Source organism: Bifidobacterium mizhiense (genome assembly GCF_020884755.1).
Classification (GTDB): Bacteria; Actinomycetota; Actinomycetes; order Actinomycetales; family Bifidobacteriaceae; genus Bombiscardovia; species Bombiscardovia mizhiensis.
On sequence record NZ_BPWE01000004.1, the window covers coordinates 104,580 to 124,476 of the forward strand.

Annotated in this window: 13 protein-coding genes and 4 tRNA genes; 7 read left to right on the top strand and 10 right to left on the bottom strand. The window is 64.2% G+C overall.

What is annotated here, in order from left to right:
• Positions 1–52: 52 nt before the first annotated feature.
• The 5 genes from LPC22_RS06700 to LPC22_RS06720 all read right to left on the bottom strand — a co-directional run bounded on the left by LPC22_RS06700 (position 53) and on the right by LPC22_RS06720 (position 5,959).
• Complete coding sequence (locus tag LPC22_RS06700; RefSeq protein WP_198189733.1) at positions 53–1,339, bottom strand: glycosyltransferase family 4 protein; 1,287 nt, start codon at positions 1,337–1,339, stop codon at positions 53–55.
• Positions 1,314–2,324 carry a phosphatidylinositol mannoside acyltransferase gene (locus LPC22_RS06705; RefSeq protein WP_229133236.1) on the bottom strand — a complete coding sequence of 337 codons (1,011 nt, stop codon included), beginning with the start codon at positions 2,322–2,324 and terminating at the stop codon, positions 1,314–1,316. The genes LPC22_RS06700 and LPC22_RS06705 overlap by 26 nt, the downstream gene beginning before the upstream one ends.
• Before the next feature lie 4 nt (positions 2,325–2,328).
• Positions 2,329–3,003 carry a phosphatidylinositol phosphate synthase gene (pgsA, locus tag LPC22_RS06710; RefSeq protein ID WP_229133237.1) on the bottom strand — a complete coding sequence of 225 codons (675 nt, stop codon included), beginning with the start codon at positions 3,001–3,003 and terminating at the stop codon, positions 2,329–2,331.
• Positions 3,004–3,006: 3 nt separating this feature from the next.
• On the bottom strand, positions 3,007–5,052 hold the full coding sequence (gene thrS / locus LPC22_RS06715; protein ID WP_045924424.1) for a threonine--tRNA ligase: 2,046 nt from the start codon (positions 5,050–5,052) through the stop codon (positions 3,007–3,009).
• 76 nt (positions 5,053–5,128) lie between these two features.
• Complete coding sequence (locus LPC22_RS06720; protein WP_015021823.1) at positions 5,129–5,959, bottom strand: PAC2 family protein; 831 nt, start codon at positions 5,957–5,959, stop codon at positions 5,129–5,131.
• A gap of 162 nt (positions 5,960–6,121) precedes the next feature.
• On the opposite strand from LPC22_RS06720, the gene LPC22_RS06725 reads away from it, so the two are divergent.
• From LPC22_RS06725 to LPC22_RS06740, 4 genes are all read left to right on the top strand, one after another.
• Positions 6,122–6,194, top strand: a tRNA-Gly gene (locus LPC22_RS06725).
• A gap of 27 nt (positions 6,195–6,221) precedes the next feature.
• A tRNA-Cys gene (locus LPC22_RS06730) sits at positions 6,222–6,292 on the top strand.
• A 23-nt stretch (positions 6,293–6,315) separates the two neighbouring features.
• Positions 6,316–6,387 (top strand) — tRNA-Val (locus tag LPC22_RS06735).
• A 31-nt stretch (positions 6,388–6,418) separates the two neighbouring features.
• A tRNA-Val gene (locus tag LPC22_RS06740) sits at positions 6,419–6,491 on the top strand.
• Positions 6,492–7,063: 572 nt separating this feature from the next.
• On the opposite strand, the gene LPC22_RS06745 is transcribed toward LPC22_RS06740, so the two are convergent.
• From LPC22_RS06745 to LPC22_RS06755, 3 genes are all read right to left on the bottom strand, one after another.
• Positions 7,064–7,717: a helix-turn-helix transcriptional regulator gene (locus LPC22_RS06745; RefSeq protein WP_229133238.1), complete on the bottom strand. Its 654-nt coding sequence runs from the start codon at positions 7,715–7,717 to the stop codon at positions 7,064–7,066.
• Positions 7,718–8,469: 752 nt separating this feature from the next.
• Complete coding sequence (locus LPC22_RS06750; RefSeq protein WP_505661127.1) at positions 8,470–11,958, bottom strand: RCC1 domain-containing protein; 3,489 nt, start codon at positions 11,956–11,958, stop codon at positions 8,470–8,472.
• 257 nt (positions 11,959–12,215) lie between these two features.
• Entirely contained in the window at positions 12,216–13,091 is an 876-nt protein-coding gene (locus tag LPC22_RS06755) for an undecaprenyl-diphosphate phosphatase (protein WP_029678827.1), read from the bottom strand.
• Between the two features lie 145 nt (positions 13,092–13,236).
• Between LPC22_RS06755 and LPC22_RS06760 the strand changes: the two genes are divergently transcribed.
• Positions 13,237–14,031, top strand: coding sequence for a fructosamine kinase family protein (locus LPC22_RS06760; RefSeq protein WP_229133240.1), 795 nt, complete (start codon positions 13,237–13,239; stop codon positions 14,029–14,031).
• A gap of 10 nt (positions 14,032–14,041) precedes the next feature.
• Here LPC22_RS06760 and dnaJ read toward each other — a convergent pair whose 3' ends face one another.
• Together dnaJ and hrcA are read right to left on the bottom strand one after the other, a co-directional pair.
• Entirely contained in the window at positions 14,042–15,178 is a 1,137-nt protein-coding gene (gene dnaJ, locus LPC22_RS06765) for a molecular chaperone DnaJ (RefSeq protein WP_229133241.1), read from the bottom strand.
• Between the two features lie 84 nt (positions 15,179–15,262).
• Positions 15,263–16,336, bottom strand: a complete 1,074-nt coding sequence (gene hrcA, locus LPC22_RS06770) for a heat-inducible transcriptional repressor HrcA (protein WP_156149589.1) — start codon at positions 16,334–16,336, stop codon at positions 15,263–15,265.
• A 184-nt stretch (positions 16,337–16,520) separates the two neighbouring features.
• On the opposite strand from hrcA, the gene tkt reads away from it, so the two are divergent.
• Both tkt and tal read left to right on the top strand, forming a co-directional pair.
• Positions 16,521–18,623 carry a transketolase gene (tkt, locus tag LPC22_RS06775; protein ID WP_198200551.1) on the top strand — a complete coding sequence of 701 codons (2,103 nt, stop codon included), beginning with the start codon at positions 16,521–16,523 and terminating at the stop codon, positions 18,621–18,623.
• 155 nt (positions 18,624–18,778) lie between these two features.
• Complete coding sequence (gene tal, locus LPC22_RS06780; protein WP_229133242.1) at positions 18,779–19,888, top strand: transaldolase; 1,110 nt, start codon at positions 18,779–18,781, stop codon at positions 19,886–19,888.
• Positions 19,889–19,897 lie beyond the last annotated feature (9 nt).

The window sequence follows — 19,897 nt, forward strand, 5'->3', positions numbered from 1 at the left end:
GACGGTACGAATGCGTAAACGAATGGAATTCTAGTTCCGCTCTTCGACAATTTTACGGGTTTTCAGGCCCTTTCGTGGGGGCTTCATCGCAAGGAGAACCAGCCTTCCGGCCCACCAGCCTGCCCAGCAGGCCACGGCGATGATCGGGCCTGGCTGCCAGGGCCCGGGCATAGACATCCAGAACCTGGTCGGTGACCCGCTCCCAGTCGTAGTCGCTGGCCCGACGCATTCCGCACGAGGCCAGGTCCAGGCGGGCAGGTCGGTCGTCCAGCAGGCCCAGGACCGCCCGGGCGCAGTCCTCGGGGTCTCCGTTGGAGAACAGGCGTGCGCTGCGCCCGTTCTGGGAGACATCCTCGAAGGCGGGCAGGTCCGAGGCCACCACCGGGCAGCCTGCCGCCATGGCCTCGACCAGCACGATGCCAAAGCTCTCTCCCCCGGTCTGCGGAGCCACATACAGGCCAAGGCTGTGGTAGAAGGAGGCCTTGTCCTCGTCGCTTATCCGGCCCAGGAAGGTGAAGTGCCGGGCCAGTCCGGGATCGACGGCTTCGAGTATTTCCCGGGCCTCCGTTTGGCCGTCACCTGCACACAGGAAGCGGGCTCCGGGCACGCGCTGCAGGATGGCAGGTGCGGCCTGGGCCAGAATCCTGAACCCCTTGCGCTCCTCCTTCATCCGTCCCAGGAATCCGATGGTGGGCTCCCGCTCGCTCCCCTGCCATTCCGGGCGCGGCCGGGCATTGCGCAGGGCTCTGGTCTCGATGCCGTTGGGGATGATCTGGCTGGGTATGCCCGGCTCCAGCAGGTTCCGGGCGTTCTGCATGGCCGAGGGGCTGACGAAGATGGCCTGGCTGATGTTGGCCAGGTATCGGCGCAGGTAGCGCCGGGTCAGCCTCAGGGCCAGCGGGGTCGTATCGAAGGCCGCATGGAAGGTGGCCACATAGGGGCAGGGAATGAATCCGGGCCGCAGGGGCTTGTGGCTCAGGGAGGGCACCTCGGGCTCGTGCAGGTGCAGGATGTCGAAGTGGCCCTGCCTGACCCACTGCCGGGTCTTGTGGCCGGCCACGCCGAAGTAGCTCAGGTTGGCCACGGATCCGTTGTAGGGAATGGAGAAGGAGGAGCCGGTGGTATGCACCCAGAGGGGCATGTCCTGGGTGCGCCGGCCCGGGGCCAGAACCTGCACTTGGTGGCCGCGCTCCATAAGATGCCTGGCGAAGTCGCGGATGTGCAGTTGGACGCCGCCTGGGGTCTCGAAGGAGTAGGGCGAGATGATCCCCACCCGCAGAGGCGCCTTGATGGCGGCCCGCTCCGGCTCCCGCTCAGGCCTTTGTTCGGGTGCCTTCATGCCCGTCACCTCCCATGTTCTCGGATGCCTGGGCCAGGATGAAGTCCGGCAGGTCGTGCATCCGGGAAAGATCCAGATCCTCAAGGAAAATCGGCTGGAGCATGTGCCAGTCCTCGGGATGCTCGCGAATGCCCTGGGCCCACTGGTCCACCCAGGCCTGGGTCAGGTCCTTGATGGCCTGTTCCCGAGGCATGTCCAGGTAGGGCTTGATGGGGATGGGCCCGTCCACCTGGCAGACATAGCCATAGGGGGCCTTGGCCTGCCGACGGCGCTCCCCCGTCAGCCTTTCCCTGTGCATGTTCACGGTATACAGGGGCAGACGGGTGTCCAAGGCGATGACGGCAGGGCCTGCAGCCACGCGAATCCAGGAGCCGAAGGCCTTGACGAAGACGCCTCGGCGGCTCAGATCGCGGTCGGCCAGCAGGGGCACCACCTGGTCGGGCTTCCGCAGCAGGGTCGTCAGACGGCCGGTGATGTCCGGCTCGCCGGTCAGCAGGATGTTCATGCCCAGGCGGCGACGGATGTCCGCAAAGGTGTTGAGCATGCCCTGGTCCCGGAGCCGCTCGGCCACCGTGGTGACCTGGCCGACCGTGGAGCAGGCCCAGAAGCCCGCGTAGTCCCAGTTGCCCTGGTGGCCCATGCCGATGGGCAGGGATCGCAGGCCGATGTCGCTCTTGGCCGGATCCGGGTAGGCGCTGCCGCCGCCGTGTATGCGTGCCAGCAGCTGCTCCTTGGTGCGGGCCCCCACGGTCAGAGCCTCGACGAAGTAGACGAAGTAGGAGCGCATCCCCTGGCGTGAGGTGCGCCGCAGGCTGCGACGGTCGGCCTCCGGCATGACATGGGCCAGGTTGCGCTCCAGCTGTCTGACGCCGCCTATCCGGAACAGCCAGCAGAGGTCGGCCGCTGCCAGGAAGAGGCCGCGCAGCAGCCCCTCGGGCACCAGACGCGCATGCTGCGCCAGAAAGATGAGCAGTCGATCCGGCATAGGCTCACTCGTGGTTGGGGTTGGCGGGCTGCGGGTTGCGGCCCATGTCCTTGGCGACGTGGCTGATCCGCTGCCAGACGGTGACGATGCCCAGCAGGGCCAGCAGCACCAGGAAGCAGCTGAGCACGGCCAGGGGCAGCCCGGCACCGGTCAGGGCCATGCCCACCAGGATGATGACCAGCCGGTCCGACCTGGTGGCGATGCCGTTCTTGGCCTCGAAGCCCTCGGCCTCGGCCCGGGCCCGGGCGTAGGAGGTGACGAAGGAGGTCATGATGGCGAAGAGGGCTGCAGCCATGCCCACCTGGGCCCAGATGTCGGGACCCTGGTGGCTGCCATCGGCCACCCAGGCCAGCTCGTGGCCGCGCAGGTAGATGATGACCCCGGCCAGGACGGCCCAGTCGGCTATCCGGTCAAGGGTGGAGTCCAGGAAGCCCCCGAACTGGGTGCCACCGCCGGTCAGCGCGGCCACGGACCCATCCAGGGAGTCGAAGGCCACCAGGATGGCCAGGACGATGGCCCCGGGCAGGAGCCAGCCGGTGAACCCGGTCGCGATGGCGACCAGGGTGGTGCCTACGGCTCCGCTGATGGTGACACCGTTGGCGCTCACGCCCAGACGAACCAGGCCGCGGGCGATGGGGGCGATGATGCGCTTCCAGGGGCGTCGTAGATGCTCGAACATTGGTCAGTCCTGACTGCAGGAGGTGTTCGCTCGGAAGTCGTCCGCCGAGTTGATCTGGGCGCGGACCTTGATGGCCTCGTTGATCCAGGCGCGGGCCTGCTCCACGGGCACCCCGTTGAGCTGGCTGCCGTCGCGGAAGCGGAAGGAGACCGCGTTCTTGGAGGCGTCCTCCTCGCCGGCGATCAGGATGAAGGGGGCCTTGGACTTGGCCGCGTTGCGGATCTTCTTGCCGAAGCGATCGTCGGAGCGGTCGATCTCGCAGCGGACCATGTCGTCGCGCAGCTGGTCCAGCAGGTGCTCCAGGTGGGGGGCGAACTCGTCGGCCACGGGCACGGCCTGCACCTGGACGGGGGCCAGCCAGGCCGGGAAGGCGCCGGCGTAGTGCTCCAGCAGGATGGCGAAGAAGCGTTCGATGGAGCCGAAGAGGGCGCGGTGGATCATGACCGGCCGCTGGTGGGAGCCGTCGGCGGCGATGTACTCCAGCTGGAAGCGCTCGGGCAGGTTGAAGTCCAGCTGAATGGTGGAAACCTGCCAGGTGCGCCCGATGGCGTCGCGGGCCTGCACGGAGATCTTGGGCCCGTAGAAGGCGGCGCCCTCGGGGTCGTCGACCAGTTCCAGCCCGGAGTCCTTGGCCACCTCGGCCAGGGTGTTGGTGGCCTCCTCCCAGACCTCGTCGGAGCCGACGAACTTGTTGGGATCCTTGGTGGACAGCTCCAGGTAGAAGTCGTTGAGGCCGAAGTCCTTCAAGACCTTGAGCACGAACTGGAGCAGGTTGGTCAGCTCCCCCTTCATCTGGTCCCGGGTGCAGTAGATGTGGGAGTCGTCCTGGGTCAGGCCGCGTACGCGGGTCAGGCCGTGGACCTCGCCGGACTTCTCGTAGCGATAGACGGTGCCGAACTCGAACAGCCGCAGGGGCAGCTCCTTGTAGGAGCGCTGGCGGGACTTGAAGATCAGGTTGTGCATGGGGCAGTTCATGGGCTTCAGGTAGTAGTCGAAGCCCTGGCGGGTGACCTTGCCGTTGGCGTCCTTCTCCTCGTCCAGGTGCATGGGCGGGTACATGCCGTCCTTGTACCACTGCAGATGGCCCGAGATCTCGTAGAGGTGGCCCTTGGTGATGTGCGGGGTCTGCACGAAGGAGTAGCCGTTGCGCCGGTGCATCTGCCGGGAGTAGTCCTCCATGGCGTTGATGACGGCCGCGCCCTTGGGGTGGAAGACGGGCAGGCCGGGCCCGATCTCGTCCGGGAAGGAGAAGAGGTCCATCTCGGCGCCCAGCTTGCGGTGGTCGCGGCGGGCGGCCTCCTCCAGACGGGCGGTGTAGGCCTTCATGTCGTCTTTGTTGGCCCAGGCGGTGCCGTAGATGCGCTGGAGCATGGGGTTCTTCTCGTCCCCGCGCCAATAGGCGGCGGCAGTGCGCATGAGCTTGAAGCTGCGGATGTAGCGGGTGTTGGGCAGGTGGGGGCCCCGGCAGAGGTCCTTCCAGACCGTGTTGCCCTCGCGGTCCAGATTGTCGTACATGGTCAGCTCGCCGCCGGTGGCCACCTCGGTGGCCTCCTCGCTGTTGATCTCGGCCTCCTTGGCCCCGATCAGCTCCAGCTTGTAGGGCTGGTCGGCCTCCTCCTTGCGGGCCTCCTCCTCGGTGACCACGCGCCGGCGGAAGCTCTGGGAGGACTTGATGATCCGCTTCATCCGCTGTTCGATCTGCTTGAGGTCGTCGGGGGTGAAGGGCTTGTCCACGTCGAAGTCGTAGTAGAAGCCGTCCTTGATGACCGGGCCGATGCCCAGCTTGGCGTCCGGACGGATCTCCTGGACGGCCTGGGCCATGACGTGGGTGGCCGAATGCCTCATGATGGCCAGTCCCTGGTCGCTCTCCAGGGTGATGGGCTCGACCTTGTCGCCCTCGTGCAGGGGTGTGTAGAGGTCGCGTGGCTGCCCGTTGAGGTCGACGGCGATGATGTCCTTGTCGTCAGCAAAAAGCTGGACGCCAGTCTGATCCGCCGCCACCTCCTTCCGTTCGCCCTTGACGATGATGGAGATGCTCGACTGTGTCATGAATGCCGTCCTTGCTATCGGAGCCCGCGTTACAGGGTGCAGGCTGGACATGGTTATCGAGCCACAGCCTAGGTCGTCACTCAGACAAGGAGGGGCCTTTGTTGCCCATGGAGCGCAGGTAATCCTCGGCTTCCCGGACCAGCTCTTCGGCGGCCGGCTCGTCCACCTGGGCCTGGTCGACGTCCATCTCCAGACGGTGGACGTAGTTGGCCAGGTCGTCGTTGCAGCGCAGCAGCATGCCGGCCTGGGCCTTCCACTCGGCGGCCTTGCGGGGCAGCTCCCCCTCGTCCAGGTGGACGCCGAGCATGGCCGAGAGCCTTTGCAGCAGTTGCAGGGTGCCCTGGGCGCACTCGTCGCTGCCCAGGTACTGGGGCACGGAGACCCAGATGGACTCGGTGCTGTAGCCGTCCTGGGTGGCCAGGGCATCCAGCACGGTGGGGATGCCTATGGGGCCGGAGTGGCCGTCGGTGTCGGTCTTGGGCTGGTCGCCGGCCAGGTCGTCGATGGGCAGGGGCCTGGTGTGGGGGCAGTCGGCGAACATGGCGCCCAAGGTGATGATGGCCTCCGCCTCGTCGTCTTCGGCCCAGTGGATGCTGCGCCGGCAGAAGTCGCTCCAGTGGTAGTTGGGCTCCGGGCCCATCTCCAGCAGGAGGGTGTGGGTGTCATCAATCTGCACCCGGTAGATCTTGGCAGAGGGCCAGATGATCCGCCGCCGACCCTGCACATGGCAGAGCATGGGCCGTGACATCTGGTAGTCGTAGAACCCGTCGCCCGGAATGCTGCCGATCTCGTGGGACTCGTAGACGTTCAACAGGTGGCGGATGACGTTGGTCGAGGCTGAGCACGCATCGTTCCAGCCATCGAAGGCGGCCACCATGGTGCAGTGCTGCCTGGCTTCTTCACTCATACCTCTCACCCTACCGGTAGGAAGCCTTGTATTGCGAGGCTTTGCCATCAGCGGAGGGTGGCTTTATGACGCGGCGACACGCGCTTTTTGCCAAGTGCGGAGGTCTACGCTACAGTAGTGCAACGTGCTTCGGCAGTCACCACCACGGTGAAGGTTGAATGTGCGGGCATAGCTTAGTTGGTAAAGCGCGACCTTGCCAAGGTCGAGACCGCGGGTCCGAGTCCCGTTGCCCGCTCGAGGTTTCGAGCAGTTTAACCAATACGGTGGGTTAGCCAAGCGGTTAGGCAGCGGCCTGCAAAGCCGTATAGACGAGTTCGACTCTCGTACCCACCTCTCTCTCGAAACGAGAATGACCCGGGCGGTTGGCGCAGAGGTAGCGCACTTCCCTGACACGGAAGGGGTCACTGGTTCGAATCCAGTATCGCCCACGAGGATCACTTCGGTGGTCTTTCCCAATCCGGGCGATTGGCGCAGCGGCTAGCGCACTTCGTTCACACCGAAGGGGTCGCAGGTTCGATTCCTGCATCGCCCACCTGGACTTTCCCCTCTCCCCTATCTTTCATCCATGGACAGTTCTCAGTCTGCGATTGGCAGCCAACCAACCTGCTGAATTATCCCTGATTCCCCTAGCGGAAATTCAGGTAATAAATTATTGTTACCAATCCAACTGAGGTTTGCTGTTCAGGCTCACTTACTGTGGTCGTATCCGCTCAATTGCGCACTATTTGGTGCTTGCAATGCCGGTTGTCATGGCGGAAAGCGAACGGAGTGTTGAGCATGTCCGGGACCTTGTGATAATTTGCTCTTAGCAACAGGTCGGGGGACCTGCCAGAAACGGGAGTACCTGATGCATCCTTGAAGAGGTGATAGTATGAAGAAAGGCCTAGGCCAATGAGGGCACGTAACTAGCCTGGCTGATTCTGCAATGCATCACAGCTTGAGGAAACTGTGGGCTCCCTGTTTTACCTATGCAATACTTGCGTGGTCTGTGTGTGTGGCCACGTTCCGGTTGTCGCCAGTGGCGACAACCGTGCTGTAAAGCTCCTCCGGCGGCACAGAAATATACCCCCCTCTCCTGCCGCCGGAGGTTTTACTTTTTAGGCCCTATTTGAGGGCCTGCAGGTACCGGTAAAGGGTGGGAATCGAAATCTTGAGCTCGGGAGCGACGATGCCCACCGCGCCCTTGATGAGGAAGATGCCCCGGTCCTTGATGTTGCGGATGATGTCCAGCCTGTCCTGCTTGGTCAGCTTGTCCATGGGGATGTTGAACTGGCGGACCTCGTCCCTGGTGATCCTGCGGATGTTCTCCGCAGGCTCCTCACTCATGTGGCTGCGCGAGGTCTCCGTGGAGATCTGCACATCGTCGGAGTCGATCGAGGACAGGGTCTGCAGCACATGGGCGGCCTGCTGCAGCTCCGTGATGTTGATACTGATGCAGAGCAGGCCAATGACGGTCTGCTCCTGGTTGCGGATCAGGTAGGAGGAGACGCGGAACTCATGCTTGTTCAGGCGGCGCCCACGGTAGTCGGAGACGAAGTCAGCCCCGTCCTGGTCGGCCCGTATGGCCAGCTGGAACGTCTGGTCCGTAACCCCGTCGCCCAGGGAGCGTCCGGAGAGCTGGCCGTTGCGGATGAAGACGATGGAATTCTCCGGGCGGGTGATGTCATGCACCACAATCTCGGCCATGGGACCGAAGGAATCGGCTATGAATTCTGCCAGGGGAAATACCTCTTCAAGGTTGTCTACTGTGAAATGCATGGCTGATCCTCAACATCCTAACAGGGCGGCTTGTAGCCACCGGTTGGTGCTGCGGGAAGCGAAAGGCATTGGATGGCGTGATATGGTCCATCACCTCCATACCAGCCAATCGGCCTCCTCTACTCCCGTATATTAGACCTTCTTTTGCGCACTTCTGTCCGTTGCATACGGCCTATCGAGGCCGCAGGAGAGCCGAAGTGCCGAAGGAGTTTTCATGGTAGCGCACGAAAGCGGCTGAATCTTGCTTTTCGCAAACCCGGCCAGTCGTAACGGACGCAGCGTCGTGGCGGAGCCGCTTCCCACCTATCCTGCAGGACGGGATGAGAGCGGAAACCTGGTAATCAAGGGGAACCGAGTGATTCAGAAGCTGAGGATAAGTACCTGTAGTGTGGCTAGACAAAGTGCATGAACAATGTGAGTCCGGTCACGTATTTTGGGATCGGCTGTATCTAAAGGCCACTTTGTCAAAGAAATTAAACAAGTTGATACGACACATGTCTGAATGGATAAACAGCGGCCGGGCTGGCTGGGGGCTGTTGAGTCTCTTGGTCGGCCTGGCCGTGTTTCCCTCTCTCCCAGGCAGAGGCGGGGGCGTGATGCCTGTCCTCGGCTTCCTGCCTGCAGAAGTGTGGTGGGGGCGCGGGAGGGAAGTGTCGGGCTCTCTTGGGGGTTGAGCCTTGATTGACACGTTTCCTTCCTGCTCCCCCTTGATGGGCCGGGGGCGGGGGGATTGATACGCCGCCCGGCCGCTCTTACTCGTGCGAAGCGTGAACCAGTCGGCGTGTTTCCTGCCGGTGGCGGCGTGAGGCCAGGACCCCGCCCATGCTTACAGTCCCGGTGATGAGGGCGAGCAGGATGCCTTCCCCGCCGGCACGTGGGAGCACGCCTGCAGGCAGGTACGTGTATCGGAGAGAAGTGTCGGGCGTTTGGGGTGTGCCGCCCAGCGTGTAGTCCACGCTGACGGTGACCGTGCCCGGCTGGTGTGCGGGCGTGATCACGCTGACGCTGTTGCCGTCGCCGCGCGTCAGGCCTGGTACGGGGGTCTGGTCGAACCTGACGCCGGTGATCACCAGAGCCAGGTTGAACGACACCGGCACAGGAACAGGGCTCTGGGCTTTACTGTTATATTGCCCTGTGGGGATGCTGTCGTTGCCGAGCTGGCCATACTGGTTCCATCCCCATGCCCAGGCGTTGCCGTCGCTGCCCACGGCCAGCGAATAATGGTAGCCGGCGCTGACCTGTGCGGCTTGCAGTCCTTTGCTCTTGTCGGTGGGGCTGGCGGGGTCGCGCACGCGCTTAGGAACAGGATTCGTGTCACTGGTCCCGCTGGCGGTGTTGTTGCCGAGGTTGCCGTACCAGTTGCATCCCCATGCCCAGGCGTATCCGTCGCTGCCTATGGCTAGGGAATGATCGGTTCCGGCGATGACCTGCAGGTAGGTGAAGTCTGCTGGCAGGTCCGGGTACGTGTTGCGGTCGGGCGTCTTCACCCTGACCGGCGTATTCCGGCTGCTGCTTGTCCCGTTGCCGAGCTGGCCATTGTAGTTGTATCCCCATGCCCAGGCGTTGCCGTCGCTGCCTACGGCCAGGGAATGATCGCCTCCGGCGCTGACCTGCAGGTAGGTGAAGTCCGCTGGCAGGTCCGGGTACGTCTTCCGGTCGGGCGTCTTCACCCTGACCGGCACAGATTGGCTGTAGCCGGTTGTCCCGTCGCCGAGCCGGCCATTGCCGTTGTATCCCCAGGCGTAGGCGTTGCCGTCGCTGCCCAGGGCCAGCGAATGCTCGGCTCCGGCGCTCACCTGTGTGGCTTTTAGTCCCTTGCTTGAATCGTTGGGGCTGGCAGGATCACGCACGAGCATAGGAGCGGTCGAATTTCTTGCGATGTTGTCGCCGAGCTGGCCATCGTTGTTGTATCCCCAGGCGTAGGCGTATCCGTCGCTGCCTACGGCCAGTGAATGACTGCCTCCGGCGCTGACTTGTATGGCTTTCAGTCCTTTGCTTGCATCATCGCGACTGGCGGGGTCGCGCACGCGCACAGGAACAGACGAATACAAATTGTTGCCACTGGTGTTATTGCCAAGTCGGCCGTATCTGTTTAATCCCCAGGCGTACACGTATCCGTCGCTGCCTAGGGCTAGTGAATGCTCGTCTCCGGCGCTGACCTGCACGTAGGTGAAATCCGCGGGCACGTCCGGATACGTCTTGGTGTCAGGTTTCCTGATCATGACCGGCGCATGCTTGTCGTCTGTCGTCCCGTCGCCGAGCTGGCCATAGTTGTTGCGTCCCCAGGCGTAGGCGTTCCCGTCGCTGCCCACCGCCAAGGAAAAACCAGAGGAGGTAATACCGTCGTATGTTGATGCGCTGATCTGGTTGAATCGTATGCCCCGGCTGGCGCTGTCGGGCGGGGTGATGGTGGCGGGTTCCCTGCCCAGCTGGCTGCCCTTATTAGGGCTGATGCTCCACCTGCTGTTCCGGCTTGCCGGCGTCCAGTGGGCGGCCAGGGTCAGGTCCTTGTCGACGGGCCTGCTGAAATCGTAGGCGACATCCCCGGTGAACCATCCGTCGAACAGGAAGCCCTCCCGAACCGGGTCGGGGGAGGGCCGCTTCGCCCTCCCGTACGGGGAGGGGACAGTCTGGTCTGCTGGTTTGGGGTTTCCGCCTCCCGTGTCGAAGCGGACCGTGAACGTGGATCCTGGCTCCGCAGCCCGTGCCGGCGGCTGGTCGACCGTGTACCTGAGGCTCCTGGCGAAAGGCTGCCCGTCCTGCCTGCCCGTGATGAGGATAGCGGCCGGCCCCGGCTTGCGGGTGGGCATGTCCGCCTGCCAGGCATCGTTGCTCCTGCTGAGCGTCAATGCCTGGCCGTCCATGCTGGCTGATTCCAGGATGGGCGCTGTGGCGGAGTTGAGTCTGGCTGGCTTGCCGGGCTGGCTTTGCCCGTCCAGGCTCCACGCGAGCATGCCGCCCTGTCTGCTGACGGCGGCGATCCTGTTGCCGGCGCTTGCGGCCTGCACGTAGGCTTGGTTCCCGTCGTCCGCGCGGATGGGGGTCTTGCCGGGCTTCCAGGCCCAGACAAGACCCTTGGTATCAACCAATGTTGCTTGTGAAGCGTCACTGCTTATTGCCGCGATGGCAGAATGGTCGGGCACAAATAGCAATTCTGGCTGGGTTTGTCCGTTGTCCAGATAACTGGTCTGGCCGGCTGAGTCCAGAAGCACAAAACCATGATCCGTGGCTGATATCTGAACAATTCGGTGAGCAATCTTGACGAGTTGGATCTGAGCGGTATCAACGGCACCCGGCTTCCAAGCCCAGATTTTGCCCTTGCTGTCCATGGCGAGCAGGCGATCAGCATTGCCAGCCACCGTGATTGCTGTGGCCTGCTTGGGCAGACTTATGGCCTTTCCTGTCAGCTCCCCCTTGCTGGTCCATGTGCGTATACGGCCATCCTGATTCACTGCTACGAGGTGGTCGGCAGCCATGGCAATGCTGGTGTACGTCGTGGAATCTGCGTCAAGCAAGGCAGGCGTATCCCCACCTTTGCTCCAGGTGTAGATGCGGTGGTCCCTGCTCAAGGCCGCAAAGCCGTTATGGCCAACTATTCCAGTCATGAATCGCACGTCACCGGGTTCGCCCTGAGGCGATGGCACCTGAACAGGCATTTCAGCGTTTGTTGTCCAGATGTACAGGCGGCCATCGCCGGTCACGCCGATCAGCTTGTCGTCATGGGCTTCCAATGCGCTGAACGATGGTGAGTCCGCACTCTGGGGTGTGATGGTGATGCTGGTGCCGCCGGAAGCCGGACCATGGTCGGGGCTGAGCGCCCAATCAGTCACCGGGGCCCACTTGGCCTTCAAGGTGATGTCCCTGGTGATCGGAGTGCGGAAATCCATCATTGCGTCATGCTCGGACCAGCCGTCGAACCGGTAGCCGTCGCGCTTCGGATTATCGGCAGGAGGCGACGCCAGGGAGCCATCCGGCACAGTTACACGTTCCGCTTTGCTTCCATCGGCAGGGTCGAACACCACAGTATGAGAATCAGCAGCAGACTGGGTCCCAGTAGGTGAATAAGAGCTGGATGGAGAGATTCCAAGGGATTGGGAAGAACCTGTCGGGGTTTGAACAGGGGAAGAAGAAACAGATGATGTCGTCAGCGGCGACGGGGAAGGCAGACTGGTCGGTTGTAGATCGCTCAGGGAACCGTTATCTACCTGAGCGGTATAACGACCCCCCCCCCCCGTTGACATCTGAGCCGGAGGCGAAGACGGTGCCGGTGGCCATGCCGGTCAGCAGCAGGGGGATCAGCACCAATGCTGACATGAGCGACCGCAGGCCAAACCTATGCGTACGAGAATCGGCAGACGTCGACGACGAAACCACAACAAACCTCCCCAAAGGATTCAAACGCTTGGCTGACCCAGTCCCCCGCAACCATGGGCAGCGCATGAGCAAATCCTATCACGGGGCCATATGAGCGTCGAATCCCCCGGCAATTCACCCAGGCTCAGCTGGCCGCCACACCACCTACTGCGGGCAGGGCACCGACCATGAGCATGATGGCCACGAAGATGGCCAGGCCGATCCGGTAGATGACGAATCCCCGGTAGGAGAAGCGCGAGACGATCTTCAAAAAGGCGATGATGACGATGTATCCCAGCAGGAAGCTGACCACGGTGGCGCAGATGGTGGCCCCCCAGCCGGGGAAGGCGGCGTCCGCGTTGATGTTTTTCAAGGATTTTACCGTCTCGAGTATGCCGGCGCCGAAGACGGCGGGGATGGCCATGAGGAAGCTGACCCGGGTGGCGGACTCGCGGGTGTAGCCCAGGGCGCGGCCGAAGGTCATGGTGCCGCCCGAGCGGGAGACCCCGGGGATCAGGGCCAGCATCTGCCCGATGCCGAAGAGCAGGGCGTCCCGGGCGCTCATCTGGCGGATCTCCTTGTTCTGGCGGCCGTGGCGGTCGAAGTAGTCCAGCAGCAGGCCGAAGACGATCAACACCACCACGGTGATCCAGAGGTTGCGCAGCTTGGTCTCGATGATCTTCTGGAAGAGCAGGCCAGCCACCACGATGGGCAGGGTTCCCAGAATGATGTACCAGCCCAGGGCCGCATCATGGTCCTTGGAGCCCATCCGCTCACGCCAGGAGGAGCCGTCCTTGCCGGCCAGGCAGCGGAACCAGTGGGTCAGTATGCGGGCAATGTCATGCCGGAAGTAGAGCAGGACCGCCAGCTCGGTGCCGAATTGGATGATGGCTGTGAAGGCCGCGCCCGGGTCCTGGCCCAGCAGGCCGCCCACGATGCGGATATGGGCGCTGGATGAGACGGGGAAATACTCCGTCAGGGCCTGCACCAGGCCGAACAGAATGGCTTCGAAGAAATTCATGGACCCCTCTTGCTATGTCGGACAACAATGGCAAGCATAGCCACCGCGCAGGGCAGGCAGAGCCAAGGGCCGGGCATGTCTCGCAGAATGCCCACAATGGGTCTTGTCGGAATCGACAACTCGACGAATAGGGGTGTGGATCATCATGGCCAAGACCTACAGAAAATCCAGGGGCGGGGCCCCGGCGGGATTCTTCGAGTGCGAGGGGCGCGGGCTGCAATGGCTGGGCCAGGCCCAGGCGCAGGGCGGTCCCCGGGTGGTGGACGTCTACGACTGGGGCCCGGACTACCTGGACATCGAGGAGGTGGCCTCCGCCTCTCCCACGCCCGGCGCGGCCTACCGCTTCGGCGCCCAGCTGGCCCATATGCATGATGCCGGGGCCGACCACTTCGGCTCCGCGCCCGAGGGTTACACGGGCACCTGCTACTTCGGACCCCTGCAGGATCCGCTCCCCATGGACGTGGGCGCCTGGGACGACCCGGCCACCTACTGGGCCAAGGGACGGCTGGAACCCATGGTGGGCATGGCCATGGATCGGCGCGCCCTGAACCGTGAGGACATGAAGATGACCGAAGAGGTGATCCAGGCCCTGCCGGAGCTGCTGGGCGCTGCCGCCAATGACAAGCCCGCCCGGGTCCACGGGGATCTCTGGAGCGGGAACGTCATGTGGACCAGGAACGCCGGGAACACCCAGGCCGTCCTGATCGACCCTGCGGCCCACGGCGGCCACCGCGAGGAGGACCTGGCCATGCTGCAGCTGTTCGGCATCCCCTACCTGGGGCAGATTCTGGACGGCTACCAGAGCGTGCATCCCCTGGCGGCCGGTTACCGGAACCGGACCACGCTCTGGCAGCTCTACGCCATCGCCGGGCACTGCGCCTTCTTCGGCGGCGGCTATGTGAGCGAGTACCGGTTCATGTGCCGGTCGCTGCTGGGCTGACTCAGCCGACTCAGCTGAAGATGTCCTTGAGCTTGCCGAAGATTCCCTTGCGGCCTCCGACTCCGGCAGGCTTGGCACTCTGCGGGACCTGCCTGGCTTCGGAGTCGTGGCTGTTGGCGAAGTCTTCAATCAGGCGGCGCTGATCGTCGTCCAGCTTGGTGGGGATCTGGACCAGCACGTGGACGATGATGTCGCCGCGCTCCTCCCGGTTGCCCAGCCTGGTGACGCCCAGGCCCTTGATGGTGATCTCCTGGTCAGGCTGGCAGCCGGCGGGGATATCCACCTGGCGCTGGCCGTCGAAGGTCTCCAGGTCGACCTGGTGGCCCAGCACGGCCCAGGTCATGGGCACGGCGATCCAGCAGTGCAGGTCCTGGCCGCTGCGGGTGTAGTGCTTGTCGGGCTTGATGGTGATGTCCACATACAGGTCGCCGGCGGCACCGCCGCCCTCGCCCACCTCGCCCTGGGAGGCCAGCCGCAGCCGGGAGCCGTCAGCCACGCCCGCGGGCACGTTGACGCCCACCTCGCGCCGGGTGCGCACACGGCCGTGGCCGTTGCAGACCGGGCAGGGGTGCTCGATGATGGTGCCGTGGCCCTCGCACCGCTCGCAGGGTGCCTGGCTCATCATCTGCCCCAGCAGGGTCCGCACCACCTTCTGGGCATAGCCCTTGCCGTTGCAGACCGGGCAGGTCACCGGCGAGGTTCCCTTCTGGGCCCCCGAGCCGCCGCACTCCTGGCAGAGGCCGTAGGTGCTGATGGGAGTGCGCACCACGCCGCCGAAGATGGCGGTCTTCATGTCCACGGAGACCTGGGCCAGGGCGTCCCGGCCGGGCTGTGTGCGCGGAATGGGTCCCTGGGCGGTGCCCCCGAAGCCGCCGCCGAAGAACTGGTTGAAGACGTCGCCCATGTCGAAGGGGCTGCCTCCCTGGGAGGCCTGGGGGTCGTTGGGGTCCACGCCCGCGTCGTACATGCGCCGCTTCTCGGGGTCGGAGAGCACCTCGTAGGCGCTGTTGACCTCCTTGAACTTGTCCTCGTATTCAGGCCCGGCGATGTCCGGGTGGTACTTGCGGCTCATCTTGCGATAGGCACGCTTGATGTCCTGATCGCTCGCGCCGCGCTCGACTCCCAAAACCTCGTAGTAATCTGCCACCGATCATCCTTTTCGTTTGATGCCCTCTCGACCCATAGTTGCATGGGCCCACGATACCTATGACTTATGTCGCCGCCTTGACGCTCACGGCTCCCCGCCGCCGGCCAGGAAACCGGTCAGATAGGAGGCCACGGCACGAACCGCGCTCATGGTCGCCGGATAGTCCATATGGGTCGGGCCGATGGAGCCCACAAAGGCCACGGGTTCGTCCGCTTCGGAGCCGTCGGTCTGCCTGGACCGGGCATGCCCGTATCCGCTGGTCACCACCGATGCGTGGGCCAGTTCAGGGGTCCGGGTCTCGGTGCCGATGGCCACGCTGACGCCGTTGCTCTCGCGCGAGAGTTCGCTCTGGGCCCGCATGAGCCGCATGAGCACCACCTGCTCCTCCAGGGCGTCCAGCAGCGAGCCCAGGTCCCCCAGGGAGACGGCCTGGCTGTGGGTCAGCTGGGAGGTGCCGGCCATATAGAGGCCGCTGGTCTGCTCCCGGGTGGCCATCTCGTCGAAGATCGTGGCCACCAGGCGCAGCATGGACTTGTCGCGGCCCTCGGTCAGGGAGTCGGCCAGCATGCGGCAGCGGTCGGCGGCGCGGTCCAGGGGCAGGTCCTGGCACTGTCTGTTAATCTGGTCGGACAGGTCCGCCAGGGCGTTCGGGTCCTCTTGCAGGGGCCCGTGCAGGGTGCGCTGGACCACCCGGCCGGTGTCGGTGATGACCACCATAAGTACGGTCCCCCGGCTCAGTCCTATAAGCTCGGCCCGGCGCAGGTTCGAGCTGGCCAGGGAGGGCGAGGCCACCACGGCGATCTGCCCGGTGATCTGGGCCAGAAGCCGGGCGGCGTGCTGGAGGGTGTCCTCAAGGTTGACCGACCCGGACAGGAAGGCGTTGATTCCCCGGCGTTGTGCGGCGGACAGGGGCACGATGGTGGCCAGCCTGTCGACGAAGTAACGGTAGCCCTTCTGGGTGGGGATGCGGCCGGCCGAGGTGTGGGGCTGGACCAGGTAGCCCTCGCTCTCCAGAGCCGCCATGTCGTTGCGCACGGTGGCAGAGCTGACTCCAAGCTGATGATTTCTGGTGAGCGAACCCGACCCTACCGGCTCGCGAGAACGAATATAGTCCTCGACGACCGCGCGCAGCACCAGCATGCGTCTGGTATTAGGCAATGTCGCTCCTTCCGTCATGGTTTCATTATTAGCACTCGGGCCATGAGAGTGCCAAAACGTCGTGCGAAGAGCCGAATTGTGTCGTCTCAAACCGATACGATGGAAACGCATAGTGAAGGTAATCGAACATTTTCGACACAAGTCGAACATGGAGACCTCTACATTGGAAGGAAAGCAGCACCATATGGCAGATTTCACATGGTCCGAACTCGATGAGCGGGCTGTCAAGATGGCCAAGGTTCTCTCGGCCGACGCGGTCGAGAAGGCCGGAAGCGGCCACCCCGGCTCCCCTATTTCGCTGGCGCCCATCGCCTACGCGCTCTACCAGCACTTCATCCGGCATGACCCCAACGACCCCGACTGGGTCGGGCGTGATCGGTTCATTCTTTCCGGCGGCCACGCCTCGCTGACCCAGTATGTGCAGCTTTACTTCTCCGGGTACGGACTGACCCTGGACGATCTGAAGCGCTTCCGCACCGCCGGCACCAGGACCCCCGGCCACCCCGAGTACGGCCTGACCCCCGGCATCGAGATGACCACCGGCCCGCTGGGCCAGGGTCTGGCCTCGGCCGTGGGCTTCGCCTATGGTCAGCGCTACGAGCGCGGTCTGCTGGATCCGGATGCACCCGAGGGGCAGTCCCCCTTCGACCATAAGGTCTGGGTCATCTGCGGGGAGGGCGATGTCGAGGAGGGCGTCTCCTCCGAGGCCAGCTCCCTGGCCGGCGACCAGCGCCTGGGCAACCTGACCGTCATCTTCGATGCCAACCACATCCAGATCGAGGGCGACACCCGCATCGCCCTGGGCGAGGACATCCTCAAGCGCTACCAGGCCTACGGCTGGTACACCGACGAGTTCAGCTTCATCCAGCCCGACGGCTCCTACAAGGAGGACGTCGAGGGCCTGGCTGCCGTCCTGGAGAAGGCCGAGCAGGTCACCGACCGGCCCAAGTTCATCAAGGTGGACACCCTGATGGCCTGGCCCACCCCCGGCAAGACCAACGATCCTTCAGCCCACGGCTCAGCCCTGGGCGCCGAGGCCGTCGCCGGCCTGAAGAAGACCCTGGGCTACGACCCCGAGCAGAGCTTCCAGATTGACGAGGAGGCCCTGGCCCACGCCCGCGAGGTCGCCCAGCGCGGCCTGGCCGCCCACAAGGACTGGGACGAGAAGTACCAGGCCTGGCGCAAGGCCAACCCCGACAAGGCCGACCTCTACGACCGCATCCATGCCGGCAAGCTGCCCGAGGGCTTCGACAAGGCCCTGGACGACCTGGAGGCTGGCTTCGAGCCCGGCTCCAAGGTGGCCACCCGCAAGGCCTCCGGTGCCGTCATCAACGCCCTGGCCCCCATCATGCCCGAGCTCTGGGGTGGATCCGCCGATCTGGGCGGCTCCAACAACACCAACATCAACGGTGCTGTCTCCTTCGCCCCGGAGGCCGACAAGACCGTCCAGTGGCCCAAGGCCAGCAAGTACGGCCGCCAGCTGCACTTCGGCGTGCGCGAGTTCGGCATGGGCGCCATCACCAACGGCATCCTGCTGGGTTCGGACACCAGGCCCTACAACGGGACCTTCTTCCAGTTCAGCGACTATGAGCGTCCCTCGGTGCGACTGGCCGCCCTGATGGACATCCCCAACCTGTATGTGTGGACCCACGACTCCGTGGCCCTGGGCGAGGATGGCCCCACCCACCAGCCCATCGAGCACCTGACCGCCATGCGCGCCATCCCCCAGATGGAGGTTGTGCGCCCGGCCGATCAGTACGAGACCGCTGAGGCCTACCGCGCCTTCTTCGAGAAGGACAACACCCACCCTACGGCCATGATCCTGACCAGGCAGGGCGTGCCCACCCTGGAAGAGACCAAGGCCAAGGCCCGCGAAGGCGTGCGCAAGGGCGCCTACGTGCTGGTCGACACCGAGGGCCAGCCCGACGTGCTCATCATGGCCACCGGCTCCGAGGTGCAGCACGCTGTGGCCGCCTCCAAGACCCTGGCCGAGCAGGGCGTCAAGGCCCGCGTCATCTCCGTGCCCTCGCTGGAGTGGTTCGAGGAGCAGGACGACGAGTACAAGGAAGCCGTTCTGCCCGCCTCCGTCAAGGCCCGCGTCTCCGTCGAAGCCGGACTGGCCACGCCATGGTACAAGTACCTGGGCAGCTATGGCAAGCCCGTCTCCATCGAGCAGTTCGGCCTGCAGGGCAGCGGCGACGAGAACATGCGCGACCTGGGCATCACCGCCGATCATGTGGTCGAAGCAGCACAGGCCTCCCTGGAGGAAGTCCGTCGGGCCCGCTGAACCCGGCATCGTGATCAATCGGGGGCCGTCCGCGACGCCGGCCCCCTCCCCTGCAGGCACGCCCGAAACGCGGACCTGCGGGAATACAGCAACAGACTTCCCGGTAGTGCATAGTGAATGTGATTCCATCGGGAACCCAAATAAGGAGTGACAAGATGGCAGAAAATGCAAACACCCAGCGCACCAGCGATTCAGGTGTCTCGATCTGGTTGGACGATCTGAGCCGCACCCGCATCGAGTCGGGCAATCTGCAGCAACTGATCGCCGAGCGCAATGTGGTGGGCGTGACCACCAACCCCTCGATTTTCCAGAAGGCTCTGAGCCAGGTGGGTCCCTATGACGAACAGCTCAAGCAGCTGGGCCGCATCCCCGTCGAGGAGGCCGTCCGCGAGCTGACCACCACCGACGTGCGCAACGCCACCGACATCTTCCGCGAGGTTGCCGAGAAGACCGACTACGTGGATGGACGCGTCTCCATCGAGGTCGATCCTCGTCTGGCCCACAACACCGAAGAGACCGAGAAGCAGGCCGAAGAGCTTTGGAACAAGGTCGATCGTCCCAACGCCATGATCAAGATCCCCGCCACCCTGGAGGGCCTGCCTGCCATCACCGCAACCCTGGCCAAGGGCATCTCGGTCAACGTGACCCTGATCTTCTCCCTGGAGCGCTACAAGCAGGTCATCGACGCCTTCATCGAGGGCATGGTCCAGGCCGACAAGAACGGCCATGACCTGAAGCACATGGGCTCGGTCGCCTCCTTCTTCGTCTCCCGCGTGGACACTGCGGTTGACAAGCTGCTGGAGGCCAACGGCTCTGACGAGGCCAAGTCCCTGGAGGGCAAGGCCGCTGTAGCCAACGCCCGCCTGGCCTACGAGCTCTTCGAGAAGGCCTTCGACAGCGATCCTCGCTGGGCCGGCCTGGAAGCCAAGGGCGCCAAGCGTCAGCGTCCGCTCTGGGCCTCCACCGGCACCAAGAACGCCGCCTACTCCGACTGCAAGTACGTGGACGAGCTGGTGGCCCCTGACGTGGTCAACACCATGCCTGAGAAGACCCTGAACGCTCTGGCCGATCACGGCAACGGCGCTCCCTCTGTCAAGGGCACCTACGAGGAGAGCCACCAGGTGATGCAGAAGCTGGCAGACCTGGGCATCAGCATCAAGGATGTGACCGACAAGCTGGAGGCCGATGGCGTCGCCGCCTTCATCGACTCCTGGGATTCGGTCCTCTCCGACGTGCAGAAGGGCATCGACCGCGTCAACGGCTGAGCGCCTGAC